General features: G+C 49.8%; 17 protein-coding genes. All 17 read left to right on the plus strand.

Annotation, left to right across the window (positions count from 1 at the left end; genetic code table 11):
- Positions 1–115: 115 nt before the first annotated feature.
- The 17 genes from flgB (at position 116) to fliG (ending at position 14,187) form a co-directional block, all read left to right on the plus strand.
- Entirely contained in the window at positions 116–502 is a 387-nt protein-coding gene (flgB, locus tag K7B67_RS01465) for a flagellar basal body rod protein FlgB (RefSeq protein WP_252178594.1), read from the plus strand.
- Positions 503–922, plus strand: coding sequence for a flagellar basal body rod protein FlgC (flgC, locus tag K7B67_RS01470; RefSeq protein WP_252178595.1), 420 nt, complete (start codon positions 503–505; stop codon positions 920–922).
- An 11-nt stretch (positions 923–933) separates the two neighbouring features.
- Positions 934–1,569, plus strand: coding sequence for a flagellar hook capping FlgD N-terminal domain-containing protein (locus K7B67_RS01475; RefSeq protein WP_252178596.1), 636 nt, complete (start codon positions 934–936; stop codon positions 1,567–1,569).
- Between the two features lie 35 nt (positions 1,570–1,604).
- Positions 1,605–2,858 (plus strand): flagellar hook protein FlgE, encoded by a 1,254-nt coding sequence (flgE, locus tag K7B67_RS01480; RefSeq protein WP_252178597.1) that lies wholly within the window; start codon positions 1,605–1,607, stop codon positions 2,856–2,858.
- Positions 2,858–3,592, plus strand: coding sequence for a flagellar basal-body rod protein FlgF (flgF, locus tag K7B67_RS01485; protein ID WP_252178598.1), 735 nt, complete (start codon positions 2,858–2,860; stop codon positions 3,590–3,592). Before flgE ends, flgF begins: the two co-directional genes overlap by 1 nt.
- A 29-nt stretch (positions 3,593–3,621) precedes the next feature.
- Positions 3,622–4,407: a flagellar basal-body rod protein FlgG gene (gene flgG / locus K7B67_RS01490; protein WP_252178599.1), complete on the plus strand. Its 786-nt coding sequence runs from the start codon at positions 3,622–3,624 to the stop codon at positions 4,405–4,407.
- Between the two features lie 34 nt (positions 4,408–4,441).
- Positions 4,442–5,218, plus strand: a complete 777-nt coding sequence (locus tag K7B67_RS01495; protein WP_252178600.1) for a flagellar basal body L-ring protein FlgH — start codon at positions 4,442–4,444, stop codon at positions 5,216–5,218.
- 11 nt (positions 5,219–5,229) lie between these two features.
- Positions 5,230–6,348: a flagellar basal body P-ring protein FlgI gene (locus tag K7B67_RS01500; RefSeq protein ID WP_252178601.1), complete on the plus strand. Its 1,119-nt coding sequence runs from the start codon at positions 5,230–5,232 to the stop codon at positions 6,346–6,348.
- Positions 6,349–6,403: 55 nt separating this feature from the next.
- Positions 6,404–6,745, plus strand: coding sequence for a rod-binding protein (locus tag K7B67_RS01505; protein WP_252178602.1), 342 nt, complete (start codon positions 6,404–6,406; stop codon positions 6,743–6,745).
- Between the two features lie 5 nt (positions 6,746–6,750).
- The gene (flgK, locus tag K7B67_RS01510) at positions 6,751–8,388 is read left to right on the plus strand and encodes a flagellar hook-associated protein FlgK (protein WP_252178603.1); all 1,638 of its coding nucleotides are present in this window, start codon (positions 6,751–6,753) and stop codon (positions 8,386–8,388) included.
- Positions 8,389–8,409: 21 nt separating this feature from the next.
- Positions 8,410–9,333 carry a flagellar hook-associated protein FlgL gene (gene flgL, locus K7B67_RS01515; protein WP_252178604.1) on the plus strand — a complete coding sequence of 308 codons (924 nt, stop codon included), beginning with the start codon at positions 8,410–8,412 and terminating at the stop codon, positions 9,331–9,333.
- Positions 9,334–9,437: 104 nt separating this feature from the next.
- Positions 9,438–9,746 carry a flagellar biosynthesis anti-sigma factor FlgM gene (gene flgM / locus K7B67_RS01520; protein ID WP_252178605.1) on the plus strand — a complete coding sequence of 103 codons (309 nt, stop codon included), beginning with the start codon at positions 9,438–9,440 and terminating at the stop codon, positions 9,744–9,746.
- Complete coding sequence (locus tag K7B67_RS01525) at positions 9,718–10,227, plus strand: flagellar protein FlgN (RefSeq protein WP_252178606.1); 510 nt, start codon at positions 9,718–9,720, stop codon at positions 10,225–10,227. Before flgM ends, K7B67_RS01525 begins: the two co-directional genes overlap by 29 nt.
- Positions 10,228–10,232: 5 nt before the next feature.
- Positions 10,233–11,111 carry an OmpA family protein gene (locus K7B67_RS01530; RefSeq protein ID WP_252178607.1) on the plus strand — a complete coding sequence of 293 codons (879 nt, stop codon included), beginning with the start codon at positions 10,233–10,235 and terminating at the stop codon, positions 11,109–11,111.
- Positions 11,112–11,175: 64 nt separating this feature from the next.
- Positions 11,176–11,496, plus strand: coding sequence for a flagellar hook-basal body complex protein FliE (gene fliE / locus K7B67_RS01535; protein ID WP_252178608.1), 321 nt, complete (start codon positions 11,176–11,178; stop codon positions 11,494–11,496).
- 14 nt (positions 11,497–11,510) lie between these two features.
- Positions 11,511–13,172 (plus strand): flagellar basal-body MS-ring/collar protein FliF, encoded by a 1,662-nt coding sequence (gene fliF, locus K7B67_RS01540; protein WP_252178609.1) that lies wholly within the window; start codon positions 11,511–11,513, stop codon positions 13,170–13,172.
- Complete coding sequence (fliG, locus tag K7B67_RS01545) at positions 13,165–14,187, plus strand: flagellar motor switch protein FliG (protein WP_252178610.1); 1,023 nt, start codon at positions 13,165–13,167, stop codon at positions 14,185–14,187. The genes fliF and fliG overlap by 8 nt, the downstream gene beginning before the upstream one ends.
- The last annotated feature ends 14 nt before the right edge of the window (positions 14,188–14,201 follow it).

Here is a 14,201-nt window from a genome sequence, read left to right on the forward strand (position 1 = left end):
CATTAACTGACCGTTAACGGCTAAAGATTTCCTTGAGTTGCTAGATAAATCTTAAACCAATGTGAACTTGGCTGACAGACCACTCCAATAACGATAAAACAGGAACTTAACTCCTATGGCCATCAGTTTTGAGTCTGCGCTGGGTGTTCATCCCCAGGCACTGGCGTTTCGTGGAACCCGTGCAGAAGTGATTGCCGGGAACCTGGCAAACGTGGATACACCGGGATTCAAGGCCCGGGATGTGGAATTTCAAGCCATCCTGAAACATCAGCTTTCCGGAGCGACCACCACCGATGACAGGCATCTGGAAATGCCCCTTGCCGGTGAAGAGGGGTCGATGATGTATCGCATTCCCTATCAGGAAAGTGCCGACGGCAACTCGGTAGAGTTAGGGGTTGAGCAGGCCTCTTTCTCCCAGAATGCCATGGACTTTCAAACCAGCCTTATTTTTCTGCGTAAGAAGCTGGGTTCCCTTGAGAACGCCATTAAGGGAGGTCGATAAATGCATTTGAATAACCTCTATGAAATATCCGGTTCGGCATTGAATGCCCAGATGGTTCGCCTGAACACCATCGCCAGTAACCTGGCTAATATTTCCAGCCCCGGCAGCACTCCTGAAGAGGCTTACCGTCCTCTGAGACCGGTTTTTTCTGCTGTGTATCAGCAGACGGTTGGAGAAGATAATAGCGTTGCCAGAGTGCAGGTTGATGAAGTGATCGAAATGCCAGCCAGTGAAAAAAATAAACGCTACGAACCAGATAGCCCACTGGCGAATGAGGAGGGTTATGTGTTCTATCCGGACATCAACGTGATCGAGGAAATGGCTGACATGCTGTCGGCCACTCGCAGTTACCAGAGCAGTATGGAAATTATGGTGAGTGCCAAGAAATTACAGCAACGATTGCTGTCACTGGGTGAGTAAAAGGAAAAGCTATGACAGGCGTTAGTGGGGTTTCACCAGGCAGCAGCAGTAGCCAAACCAACAGCCGGGGGTTGCAGGTCAATCAGAACCAGTTTATTGAACTGTTCATCGCCCAGTTGAAACATCAGGATCCGTTGGCACCGACGGACACCAATCAGATGCTGACACAGCTTTCTCAAATATCGTCTGTTGAAAGTCTTAACTCTATTGATGAACGAATTGGCGGTCTGACCAGCTCTCTTCAGCAGACTCAGGCGCTCGGAGCCGTTGGACTGGTAGGGAAGGAAGTCTGGGTTGGCTCCAACAGCCTGACGGTGGATGAGACGGGTGAATACAGTGGACAGGCCGAGTTGCAGGTCAATGCTTCTGATGTGCTTATTCGGGTTTATACGCCAGACGGTACTTTGGTTCAGTCCCAATCATTGGGACAGCAATCAGCAGGTGTTATCCCATTCACTCTGGATGAGCTTAAACCCGGGCAATACATCGTCACGGCCACCGGAGTAAACGACAATGTCGCCTACACCGGCAAACTGTCCATGAAGTCAACGGTAACAGGTGTCAATATGACCGGTGCCGGGGCTGAATTAAAGCTTGATGGCATGGGGTCTGTACCGCTGTCTTCTATCTCAATGATTGGCGATTAATTACAGGTAACTGAGACTACCAGGGAGGGTAGAACATGTCGTTTAGGATCGGGTTGACCGGATTAAATGCTGCACAGCAGGATCTGGAAATAGTCAGTAATAATATTGCCAACAGTAACACCATTGGCTTTAAAGGATCCCGTGCTGAATTTTCTGATGTTTATGCTTCTTCGGTAGGAGGAGGTGATGGTCAGGTAGCCGGTGTCGAGGTAGCCACTATCAGCCAGCAGTTCTCCCAGGGCAATATCACCTCAACCGACAATGCCCTTGATATGGCCATTAGTGGCCAGGGTTTTTTTGTGGTTAATGACAATGGTCAAATGAATTACACCAGGGCTGGCTACTTTCAGTTAGATGCTAATAATTACGTGGTGAATAATCAGGGTCTGAAGCTTCAGGGGTATTCAGCCGATGGGTCAGGCAACGTACTGGTGGGTACCCAGACTGACCTCAAAATCAACCAGACTTCTATGCCCGCCCAGGCTACCAGCAACGTAGTAGCCCTTGCTAATCTGGATGCCAGGCTTGATGTCATTCCTGTCAGGCTAACAGATCCAACTGACCCGGCTAGTGCTCCTCTGCCAATCGATCCAACTGACCAGTCTACTTTTAGTTCCACCATGGCATTTAACGTGAATGACAGTCTGGGTGGATCCCACACTGTCAGTATGTATTTTGAAAAGACAGGAGATAATGCCTGGGATATTGAATTTTATTTTGATGGGGATGGACCTGAACTGTCCCAGTCAGTCACATTTAATAACGACGGAACTTTGGCAACACCTAATCCCGGCACCCTGACTATGGGCATTATAGCTGGGGATAACCGGTTGTCGGGTGCTAATGGGATGAGCTTCGACATAGATATTTCAAAGTTCACTCAGTTGGGCACTAACTCTGCGGTAAACCAGGTCACCCAGAATGGTTTTCCTCCGGGCTCACTCAGCAGTATTCAGATTACCGACGACGGTGTTCTTGAGGCTCTTTACTCTAACGGACAAACCCAGGTACAGGGACAGGTGGTGCTGGCCGATTTTGCCAACGACAGTGGTCTGATTCCTATGGGCGACAGCCTCTGGCAGTCAAGCATTGCTTCTGGTGATCCTGCTTTGGGTATTCCGGGGGCGGGGGTGATGGGTTCCCTGGAGTCAGGGGCACTGGAACAATCGAATGTCGATATATCGTTGCAGCTGGTGCGTTTGATTGAGGCCCAGAGTAACTATCAGGCCAATGCCAAAACCATTGAAACCAGTAATAACCTTACTCAGGCACTGATGAATATTATCTGATGGATAAAGTTCTCTATATCAGCACGGCCGGAGCGAATCTGGCCATGAAAGCGCAGCAGGTCCATGCCAACAACCTGGCTAATGTCTCTACCCCCGGATTCCGCCGTGACTTTGTCAGCAGTCTGTCCGTAGAAATGGTGGGTGATGGCCATGACACGCGAGTGATGCCCAAGACCCGTGGACTGGGGAGTCGTTTCGCCAGCGGCGCCATGGATACAACCGGTCGGGCATTGGATGTTGCGATCGTGGGTAGTGGCTGGTTTGCCGTCCAGGGTGGCGATGGCAATGAAGCTTATACCCGTGCCGGACAGCTAAAAGTAGATGAAGAAGGTAATCTGCTGACCGCCGGGGGGCTTCCCGTTATGGGTGATGGCGGGCCTCTTCAGTTGCCGGATCGTCAGTCTGTCGCTATTGGTGCCGACGGTACGGTGAGCATTGTACCGGCTGAGGGCGGCAATCCTGTCGAGGTAGGCCAGTTAAAGCTGGTGAACCCGGATATTAAAGACATTGCCAAAGACAGAGACGGGCTGTTTCGTACCATAGCAGGCGAAGCGCTGGAGGCAGACCCGGAGGTCAGGTTGCGCAGTGGTTTCCTCGAGGGCAGTAATGTCAATGCGTTAGAAGAAATGGTGTCGTTTTTAAGCCTCAGTCGACAGTTTGAAGCCCAGATGAAGTTGATGAAAACCGCTGGCGATATGGCTTCTGCCGGTGACCGTTTAATCAGAGATCAGTAACTGACAGACAATAACCAGAGGATGAGTCTATGAATCCCGCATTATGGGTCAGTAAAACCGGACTGGCTGCTCAGGAAAAGCAGATGTCCATCATTTCTAACAACCTGGCCAACGTCAATACTGTCGGTTTCAAACGGGATCGGGCCAATTTTGAAGATCTCTTTTATCACATTGAAAGGCAGCCAGGAGCCCTGGCAGACCAGGACAACGAACTGCCTGCTGGTTTGCAGCTGGGAACCGGCGTAAAAATGACCGGAACCCAGAAAGTGTTCACTCCCGGCAGTTATGAAACCACGAAACAGGCATTGGATCTGGCGATCATCGGTAATGGCTTTTTTCAGTTTACCCAGCCTGATGGCACCCTTGCCTTTTCCAGAAATGGTCAGTTTCATTTAGACGGCGATGGTCAAATAGTGAATGCCAGTGGTTTGCCTCTGGAACCGGGCATTATCGTACCCGCTGAGACGACCGGAATCAGTATCAGTGAAGATGGCATTGTTATGGCAACGATTCAGGGACAGGCTGAATCAGAAGAAATAGGTCAGATCAACATCGCTAACTTTGTTAATCCGGCGGGTCTGGTGGCTCAGGGGGGAAATATGTACCTGCAATCTGCCGCCAGTGGTGATCCGATAGAAGGTGCCGCCGGTCAGGGAGGTTTGGGAGTGTTGAAACAGTACACTCTGGAAACCTCCAATGTCAGCTCAGTGGAAGAGTTGGTCAATATGATATCAGCACAACGGGCCTATGAAATGAATTCCAAGGTCATTGCCGCAGCTGATGAAATGATGCAGTTCGTTAACCAGACTCTGTAACAGAGTTGACAGAGAGTTGGATAGGGGGCAGGGAATGAAACGTCTGTGTTTAATAACCGTGATTCTGTTGTCTGGTTGTACGACGGCAGCCCGACAGGTTGACACTCAATCTGCGGCTAAACCTCAGCAGGTGGCAGAGCATCCTGAACCTGAAATGGAAAAAGCGGTTGCCGAAGGGGTGGCCGAAGGGGTGGCCGAAGCGGTTGCCGAAAAAGCCGTCTTAAAAAAGAAAGCCCCTCATAGCTCAACGGTTTATCCCAGTGGCAGCCTGTTTAATGCCAACTACGGACATTTTATGTTCTCCGACCGTCGTGCATATCGGTTGGGCGATATTCTTACCATTGAGCTGGAAGGTACCACTAATGTCAGCATGAGTGGTTTAAGTAAAGTCGATAAAAATAATGCGATCAGCATTCCCGATCCCACTCTGTTGGGTAGATCCAGCGCAGATATTGTTGGCGGGATTGGGTCTCTGGCATTTGATATTCAACCTTCCAGAAGTTACGGCGGCAACACGTCCGCCAGCCGTGGTAACAGCCTGAAAGGTAATATTGCCGTGAAAGTCGTCGAGGTCTTCAGTAATGGCACCCTCAGGGTTGAGGGCGAAAAATGGCTGACCATCAATTCGGGTAAAGAGTTGATCAAGATCAGCGGGCTGGTTCGTCCGGAAGATATCAAAACCGATAACAAGGTGTCGTCTGAGCGGCTGGCTGAAGCAAAAATCGATTACGTAGCATTAGGCATTAACTCTGATGCCCATGAACCGGGCTGGGTGAGCAAGATACTTAACAGCCCATGGTTTCCATTTTGACAGGAGTCACTATGTTTTTAACACGGTGGGGACTGATATTTCTGATGCTCGTTATGGCGGGCAATGCCAGTGCCCGTCGGTTGTTGGATATGGTGGATGTTGAAGGGGTCAGAAATAATCAGCTGATTGGTTACGGGCTGGTGGTGGGGCTTGATGGTACCGGGGATAAGTCAGCGTTTACCAAACAGTCGCTGGTCAATATGCTCAGAGAATTCGGGTTGACCATCAGCAGCTCTGATGTGAATTCAAAAAATATTGCCGCAGTCACTGTCCACGCCACTTTGCCTCCCTTTGCCCGTCCGGGCCAGAAAATAGATGTAACCGTGTCTTCTATTGGTGATGCCAAGAGCCTGAGAGGCGGAACTCTGCTCCTGACACCGATGAAAGGCATTAATGGCGAAGTGTTTGCCGTTGCCCAGGGCAATCTGATTGTCGGCGGAGTTTCTGCTTCAGGGTTGACAGGAACGGCGGATGCTCCCGTCACTGGTAGCAGCATACAGATTAACAGCACGAACGCCGGTCGTATTCCCGGAGGGGCATTGGTTGAGCGCCCGGTGCAGAGCGCCTTCAATTTTGGCGAGCAGCTGGTACTGAATTTAAAAGAGCCCAGTTACACCAATGCTCGCAGGGTCGTAAAAGCCATTAATAATCACTTTGGCCCAAAAGTCGCCAATGCCAGTAATGGTGTCTCTATCCTGGTGTCGGCTCCCAAAGACAGCAGCCAGCGGGTGGTCTTTATGTCCATGCTGGAAGAGTTGAAGGTGGAAACGGCAGCTCCGGCAGCGCGAATTATTTTTAATTCCAGAACCGGCACGGTGGTCATGGGCGAGCATGTTCGTGTTCGCCCTGCTGCGGTCAGTCACGGCAATCTGGTTGTCAAAGTCCGGCAGCAAACGTCTGTCTCACAACCGGGTCCTTTCTCTCGAGGAGGACAGACACAAGCCATATTGAACGGCGATGTTGCCATAGAAGAGAAGAATGCCGCTATTTATATGGTGAACGAAGGCGTCACTTTGCAGGAAGTGGTGACGGCTATTAATGGTGTTGGGGCTACTCCCATGGATTTGATGTCCATCCTCGAGGCGCTGAGAGCAGCCGGGGCCCTGGAAGCTGAATTAATTGTGATTTAAATGGATTCTCTTAAATAGATTCTCTTGAATAGATCGTCGAAAAGGGCGTTTTGATATGGATATTGGAAGCAGTCTGTCGGCTAAACATCTGACCAGTATTTATCAGTCGGGATCGGATCAGGGAAAAGCTCCCCAAGACCTGAAAGAAGCTGCAGAAGCCTTCGAGGCCATATTTGTTAACGAATTACTGAAGAGTATGCGTCAGGCCAATGAAGCGATGATGGGCAGCTCAGACCTGCCGATGTCGGGCAAGGATGTGCAGTTTTTTCAGTCGATGTTTGACAGTCATATTGCCGGGCATCTGGGTAAGGAAGGCGGGCTGGGTATTGCTGAAGCTCTGGTAAGGCAGCTGGGTGACACCAACGATTGGCTGAATACTGAACGTGAATCGGGGTAGATACTATGAGCATGACACAGATCGGCATCTCTGGATTACAGGCCAGCCAGGCATCGCTGAATGTTACCAGTAATAACATTGCCAATGCGGAATCAGAAGGTTACAGCCGTCAGAGGGTCTACTGGGTTCCGTCTTATACCTTGTATCCGGGAATTGGCACCAAGGGAACCGGTGTTAATACCTCCAGTGTTGATCGGATAGCCAGTAGTTTTATTACTGCCCAGATGTGGGAGACTCAATCTCTGGCAGCAAAAACCGCCAGTTTTTCAGAATACATCACCTCCCTGGATCAATGGTTGGGCGACGACAGTACGTCGCTCACCGCCGGCCTTGATAGTTTTTTTACCACGCTTAATGGCGCATCGGCTGATCCTTATTCCAGTGCTTCCAGACAAGTCATACTCAGCGAAAGTAATAAGCTGGCTCAGCAATTTACGACACTGAACAACCAGATTGTTGGTCATCAGGATTTAGTTGGCAGGCAACTGGAGGCTTCGGTGGCAGAAGTGAATGGTCTGCTGGCCAATATCGCAGGTTTTAATAGCCAGGTGCAGAAGCTCAGCGCCAGTTCTCAGGCGTCTAACGAGTTATTGGACCAGCGGGATCTGGCTGTTAAAGAATTATCCAAGCTGTTGGGCGTTAATGTTATGGAGCAGCCTGATGGCCGTATTAATATTTTCTTGAAATCAGGTCAGCCTCTGTTACTGGGTGATCAGAAAAACAGTCTGAATGTTAGCGGTTCTGCCAGCCATCCCGACGGCTTCTCCATTGAGTTTGTAAGTGATTCGGCTGCTCTTGCGGTGCAGGGTGACCCCGGTGGCAGCATTGGTGGCATTCTCAGTTACCAGAACGGTGCTTTAAGGCAGGCTCAGAATGAGATTGGGCGCCTGGCGGTAGTGATGTCTTCGACCATCAATGCCCAGCTCAGACAGGGTGAGGATCTTAATGGCAATACCGGTGTTGATCTGTTTTCCGACCTCACTAATCCCGCAAGTGGCATATTTGCCCTGGATGCTGCGTCTGGCGCAGTGTCGGATATGAGAATTGCTGACAGTTCGCAACTGAAAGCCAGTGAGTACGACCTGCGGGTAGACAACACCGGCAACTACGTGGTCACCCGGTTGAGCGATGGCGTTCAAGTCGATAGTGGCAGCTTATCCGGTGCAGCAGGTACTCAGATCCTGAGCTTTGATGGTGTTGAGATTGATATCGATGGAGCTGCTACGGACCAGATTTACCGGCTGTCACCAGTGCGTTATGGGGCAAGAGATCTGGATTCGGTTCTGACGGACCCTTCTGCCCTGGCTCTTGCCGCAGCAGGTGCTGGCGTGGCCGATAATTCTAACCTGCAGAAAATTCTTGAGCTTCAGAATGGTCGGCTGGTCGAGGGAGAACGAAGCCTGACCGAAAGCTATAGCCGATTTATTGGCGATATTGCGGTACAGACTTCTCAGGCGAAAACAGAGGCCGATGGCGGTAAAAAACTGTTTGAGCAGGTTGAAGCAAGCCGCAATGCCTACAGCGGTGTCAACCTGGATGAAGAGGCTGCCAACCTGATGCGCTTTCAGCAACTCTACGGTGCCAATGCTCAGGTTATTTCTGTGGCCCGGCAAACCTTTGATTCATTGCTCAGAATGTTCTGATCCAGACAGGGAGTCCAAAACATGCGTGTCAGCACCATCAACTTCAATAATATTATGCTCAGGGCTATGCAGGACAGTATGGCTAAACTGGCCATTACCAATGAACAGATGGCCGCTGGCAAACGTATCCTGCAACCCTCGGATGACTCCGTTGATACCGTAAAAATTCTTCAGATTAATAATGAAATAACCGCTATAGAGCAGTACGAAGACAACATTGATTCGGCCAGAAGAATGCTGGAGCAGCAGGATGTTTTGTACAGTAGTATGACGGATCAGTTGCGTCGTGCACGGGATATTATTTTGCAGGCCAGTAACGAAGTCCTGTCGGTTGAGGACTATAAGCCACTGGCAGAGGAGCTGGAAACGATCAGTGAATCTCTGTTGAGCCTGGCCAATTATCAGCAGTCCGATGAGCAATACTTGTTCTCCGGAACCCTGAGCACTCAGATGCCGGTTACGTTTGATGCAACCACCGGTGATTATTCGTACAGTGGCAATAATAACCTTCGCCAGGTCAATATCAGTGGCTCGGCTCAGGTGCCGGTTAATGAGTCGGGAGAAAATCTGTTTTTTGATTCAGCCATTACACCACCAGCAACAATGGATAGTATCTTTGATGCCTTGTCTGTTGCGGTGGCTGAACTGAGAGCTTCTGATCCTAAGACTGTTTTTAACTCCACAGAGGCAATGAAATGGGTTGATGCCACTCTGGAGCGGGTTGGAATCGCCCAGACCAAGGCAGGCAGTAATCAGACTGTGCTTGACCGGGTGGGTGACAGCCATGCCGATATCAAACTGATGCTGGAAAGCCTTCGTTCATCCCTTGAAGATGTTGATATGGCCAAGGCAGCTACCGATCTGGCCCACCAACAGACCGTCCTCAGTGCCAGTCAGCAGGTGTATGCCAACATCAAGCAGTTGTCGCTGTTCAATTATTTCTAACCGGTTATTTTTTTTAAAAAAATCCCCCACTTCAGAGAATTTAAGATTTTTTGACACCTTGCCGATTGGAGTTCTGAACCCATCACAGACGAGTGGTGACAAGCATGTCAGGAATAAATCGCACCGGGTCAAAAAAAGCAGCCAGCCCAATAATTGCTCAGCCTGCTGTCAAGAATGGTGCCAAAGCGGTTGAACCTCCTAAAGTCAATGACGATCGTCTCCGGTTGAGTGGTGAAGCCCAGAATATTGAAGAGTTGTTCCAGTCCCTTTCAGCGATAGATGAAATTGACCAGAAAAAAGTAGAGAGCATTCGTCAGGCCATTAAAAAAGGAGAGATGCCGGTCGATTATCAAATGCTGGCCAACAAAATTCTGGAGCTTTCCGATGACTTTGACGACCACCGAAAGGAGTGACCATAAGACGAGTGCTTACAGCGTTTCTCCTGAACAAAAGCTGTTGGATAATATTCGTGATGCACTGGCTTTAACCCGCAAACTGGAAGCGGTTCTGAGTAAAGCCCACAATCTGATGTTAGAAAGGAATATTAGCGCGTTAGAGACTCATCTTGAGACTCAGGTCAAACTACTGAACATGCTGCAACTGAATGCTTCCCTGCGAGAGCACTATTTGAAAGAAATGGGGCTGTCACCGGATAAGGTGGGTATGCGATCTTTTCTGCAAATGATACCTCTCACTCCTCAAACGGAAACCACACTGAAACAGTGGCATCAACTGGAAATAACAGCAGGCCGTTGTCGTACTCTGAATCAGGCCAACGGTAAACTGTTGAGTCGTCTGGCTGCCAGTACTAACCAGATTATTGATGTCGTTTTCGCCACTCAGGAATCTACGCCCTATAACCAGCAGGGCATCTGTGAAAGAAAGCTGGGCTGATCAGCATGTTGTTTTCCGATCATGCACGGCAACTACGGAAACTGTTGATTTTTGGCCTCGCCCTGTTGCTGGTTTCCCGGTCTTTAGCCAACCCGGTCAGAGAGTTCCCGCAGGAACTGAGTGACCATCAGTGGGAGCTGACGACTTCCCGTTTCCAGTGTCGTCTGGTTAGCAAAGTGACCGGGCTTGGCAATATCGTTTTGAATTCCGCTGCCGGAGGCGTGCATTATATCGCCCTGGAATCGGATGTGTTTATTAAAGAAGCCCGTCATATTCGTGTTGAGGTGCAACAAACACCCTGGCTTCATAGCCCTTATGTGAATGCTTTTGGCGATATTGAAGTAGAGCCGGAAAAACCGTTTGCAATGAAAGTTAATGTGGCCCGTGTCGTTGAAGACCTGCAACAGGGTCATCAGCTGGTTATTGAGATTCAGAGGGAAGCGGTTAACCCTGTTTTCATTAAAATGCCCGCCATGAATTTTCAAAAAACGGCAGCATCATTTTATCAGTGTTATGGGGCGTTACTGGCTCTGAACTATGAGCAGGCCAGAGAAACGATGATCTACTACCCTCCTGCAAGATCCCGCATAAGCCCCGAACGATTATCACACCTTGATGACCTGGCTACTTATATTCTGGTGGATAAAAGTATCGCCAATGTGACTATTGATGCTCACACAGATTCCTGGGGTGACAGGCTGGAAAATCTTCAGCTGTCAAAAATACGTGCCATTCGGGTGTTTAACTATTTGCGATCAAAAGGCATTGCCGAACAGCGTATTATTATGCGCTATCACGGTGACCGCTATCCTGTAGCCTCCAATCAGACCCTTGCCGGAAGAAATAAAAACCGACGGGTAAAGATTACCCTGAACCGCCGATAAATAATTCTGACAATAAATTGTCAGCTGAACAATATTTCACAGAACAACAGTGGATGGCGGCTCAATGGAAATCAAAGGTCTTAACCCGGATGCTCTCAGTGTACTCCTGAAGGACCGGCCTGCTCCGATTTTACCCTCCTCAATTGAATCTGAAGGCATGACGACGCCCGGTTTTGGCAATCTGTTGCAACAGGCCATTGACAAGGTGAATGGTCTGCAAAAAGAGTCCAGCAGCATGATGCACAAGATTGAAACCGGGGAAAGTGATGACCTCCTGGGCACCATGATTGCCATGCAGAAATCCAGTATTTCTTTTCAGGCATTGATGCAGGTCCGCAATAAGGCAGTGACTGCTTACGAAGACATCATGCGTATGCAGATTTAAGGTAGAAAAAGACCATGGCCGAATCAGAGTCAGAAAAAAAGACTGCCCCGGAGCAGACACCGGAAGAAAAAGAAGTGAAACCTGTACCGCGGGAAATGTTGGACAGGGTCACCGGGGTTCTGAGAAAGAATCGCAGCTATCAAGTAGCGCTGATGGTGTTGTTTGCTGTTTCTGTTGCCCTGATGTCGGTTTTCTGGCTCTGGTCGCAATCCCCCGATTATCAGCCACTGTATGGCAATCAGGAACTCTATGATGTGGCCAGTGTGGTCAATGTGCTGGAACAAAACAATATTGCCTATAAAATTCACCCTGCTTCGGGTCAAGTCATGGTGGATGCCGGACGACTCTCTGATGCCCGTATGCAGCTGGCAGTATCCGGCGTTCAGGCAAGGTCACCGGAAGGACTGGAAACGCTGGATGGGCAGGAAATCGGTACCAGCCAGTTTGTGGAAAATGTCCGTTACCGGCGCGGTCTCGAAGGTGAGCTGGCCCAGACGATTATCAGCTTGAAACCCGTTCGCAATGCCCGTATCCATCTGGCCCTACCCAAGCAGAGCAGCTTTATCCGTAAACAGGGAAAACCCTCAGCCTCGGTGTTTGTCGATCTGTTTCCGGGATACCGGCTAAACAATGAGCAGATTGAAGGCATTGTCAATCTGGTGGCTGCCAGTGTCGCCAACATGAATCGCAGCGATGTTTCGGTGATTGACCAGTCCGGCAAGTTGCTCTCTTCAGATGTTTTGTTGGGCAACAGCGCGCTCAGTGAAGCCAGTAAACAGCTGGATTTCAAGCGTCAGGTAGAAGCTCATTTTCAACAGCGTATCAGCGCCTTGCTCGAGCCTCTGGTGGGTTCTGCCAATTTCAGGGCGCAGGTCACTGCCAATGTGGATTTTGAGCGGGTGGTGCAGACTGTCGAGCAATATGAGCCCGGTGCTCCGGTGTTAAGAAGTGAGCAGGGCAAGGAAATGGTCAACACTGGCCAGGGAGCCGGTGGCATACCCGGTGCTCTCGCCAATCAGCCGCCGGAAGAAGAGGATCAGGCCCAGGCGGAGCAGAGCAGTAATACCCGGTCAGAGTTTGTCCGTAATTATGAAGTCGACAAAGTGATCAGGCAGGTGGCCAATCAGCAGGGCAGGGTACAGAAACTCAGCGTGGCCGTTGTTCTCAATGAATTGCCTGATGAAGCTTTGGGTATTGGCAACTGGGATCAGGCAAGAATTGCCACAATTCAACAAATGATCATCGATGCAACCGGCATTGACCAGGCCCGTGGTGATCAGATCAGCATTCACACCGCACCGTTTGTGCCAGTCACTCATGTTGAGCCTGTCGGACTGGCTTGGTGGCAGCAGCCGCAGGTACTTTATTATCTCAAATATATTTGCGGCACTTTGCTGGGCATTCTGGTGATTATGTTCCTTTTAAGGCCCATGATGAAACAGATCACTCTCAAGATGGAGGAGCCTATTGCATTACCTCATGCAATGTCAGCGGGAGATAATAACACCCAGTTCGACCAAAAAGGTAGGAAGGTGATATTTGATGACACCTTTGATCTTTTGCCTCCTGAGCTGGCAGATTTTGAAACCCAGGTGACTCAGATGCGAGAGCTGTCGTCGAAGGCGCCAGCCAGGGTGGCACAGGTGATCAAGCTATGGATGAACAGCTATGAGTGATAATCAAAGAGTTTTGCCATCAAGGCAGCCGACGCCTAAAGACATAGCCATTCTGCTGCTCAGTCTTGGGGAGAAAGGGGCAGCGCAGGTATTCAAACACCTTAGCCAGCGGGAAGTTCGACAGATCAGCGCGACCATGGCTACCATCGCACCCTTGAAAAGAGACCAGGTTCAGGAAGTGCTGGATCTGTTTTTCCATACCTATCGGTATGACAGTGCCTTGTCTGGTTCCTCAAAGGGCTACCTTAACAAAACCTTGAAACTGGCCTTAGGTGATAAAGAAGCTAAAGGTGTAATGGATTCTATTTTTGGCGGCGAGAGCAACAGTTTGGAAGCGATGAAGTGGATGGACTCGGGAACCATCACCGAACTGATTGTTGATGAGCACCCACAGCTTCAGGCAGTGGTATTGACCTACCTGGGAGCCACCCAGGCCACCGACGTATTAATGCGCCTGCCAGCCAAGAATCACCAGGATCTATTATCACGAGTCGCCCGATTGCAGGAATTACATCCGTCCATTATTGAAGAACTCAACATTATATTTGATGCCAATATCGGCAAAATGAGCACCAGCCAGAATACCACCGTCAGTGGTCTTCGTCAGGTGGCCGATATTATGAACCGAATGAACGACACTTCGGTGCAGAGTCTGTTGGGGTACTTCAAGGAGCAGGATAAGAAACTGGCTGAGCAGATTGAACAACAAATGTTCCTCTTTGAACACCTTATGCGTCTGGATGAAGATGCACTGCGTAAGGTTATGGCAGAGGTCAGCCAGGATATTCTGGCCCTGGCTCTCAAGGGGGCTGCCCAGGAGATGGTTGATGCCATTGTCGGCACCATGACCAAGCGAAGTTCCAAATTCCTGCTTGAAGATATCGAAAACCTTGGTGCGGTCCGCGCCAGTCAGGTTCAGTCGGCCCGTAATGATGTGCTGCGGGCAGCGCGACAGCTGGCTGCATCCGGTGAGATAGAGCTGATCTTTAATGATGAGGACGAGATGATCGGGTGATGCACAGCAATGCT

The organism is Endozoicomonas sp. 4G, from assembly GCF_023822025.1.
GTDB lineage: Bacteria > Pseudomonadota > Gammaproteobacteria > Pseudomonadales > Endozoicomonadaceae > Endozoicomonas_A.

Excerpts from the sequence above, each read along its gene's own strand:
- flgB (WP_252178594.1), top strand. The coding sequence starts at position 116 with ATGGCCATCAGTTTTGAGTCTGCGCTGGGTGTTCATCCCCAGGCACTG.
- flgC (WP_252178595.1), top strand. The coding sequence starts at position 503 with ATGCATTTGAATAACCTCTATGAAATATCCGGTTCGGCATTGAATGCC.
- K7B67_RS01475 (WP_252178596.1), top strand. The coding sequence starts at position 934 with ATGACAGGCGTTAGTGGGGTTTCACCAGGCAGCAGCAGTAGCCAAACC.
- flgE (WP_252178597.1), top strand. The coding sequence starts at position 1,605 with ATGTCGTTTAGGATCGGGTTGACCGGATTAAATGCTGCACAGCAGGAT.
- flgF (WP_252178598.1), top strand. The coding sequence starts at position 2,858 with ATGGATAAAGTTCTCTATATCAGCACGGCCGGAGCGAATCTGGCCATG.
- flgG (WP_252178599.1), top strand. The coding sequence starts at position 3,622 with ATGAATCCCGCATTATGGGTCAGTAAAACCGGACTGGCTGCTCAGGAA.
- K7B67_RS01495 (WP_252178600.1), top strand. The coding sequence starts at position 4,442 with ATGAAACGTCTGTGTTTAATAACCGTGATTCTGTTGTCTGGTTGTACG.
- K7B67_RS01500 (WP_252178601.1), top strand. The coding sequence starts at position 5,230 with ATGTTTTTAACACGGTGGGGACTGATATTTCTGATGCTCGTTATGGCG.
- K7B67_RS01505 (WP_252178602.1), top strand. The coding sequence starts at position 6,404 with ATGGATATTGGAAGCAGTCTGTCGGCTAAACATCTGACCAGTATTTAT.
- flgK (WP_252178603.1), top strand. The coding sequence starts at position 6,751 with ATGAGCATGACACAGATCGGCATCTCTGGATTACAGGCCAGCCAGGCA.
- flgL (WP_252178604.1), top strand. The coding sequence starts at position 8,410 with ATGCGTGTCAGCACCATCAACTTCAATAATATTATGCTCAGGGCTATG.
- flgM (WP_252178605.1), top strand. The coding sequence starts at position 9,438 with ATGTCAGGAATAAATCGCACCGGGTCAAAAAAAGCAGCCAGCCCAATA.
- K7B67_RS01525 (WP_252178606.1), top strand. The coding sequence starts at position 9,718 with ATGACTTTGACGACCACCGAAAGGAGTGACCATAAGACGAGTGCTTAC.
- K7B67_RS01530 (WP_252178607.1), top strand. The coding sequence starts at position 10,233 with ATGTTGTTTTCCGATCATGCACGGCAACTACGGAAACTGTTGATTTTT.
- fliE (WP_252178608.1), top strand. The coding sequence starts at position 11,176 with ATGGAAATCAAAGGTCTTAACCCGGATGCTCTCAGTGTACTCCTGAAG.
- fliF (WP_252178609.1), top strand. The coding sequence starts at position 11,511 with ATGGCCGAATCAGAGTCAGAAAAAAAGACTGCCCCGGAGCAGACACCG.
- fliG (WP_252178610.1), top strand. The coding sequence starts at position 13,165 with ATGAGTGATAATCAAAGAGTTTTGCCATCAAGGCAGCCGACGCCTAAA.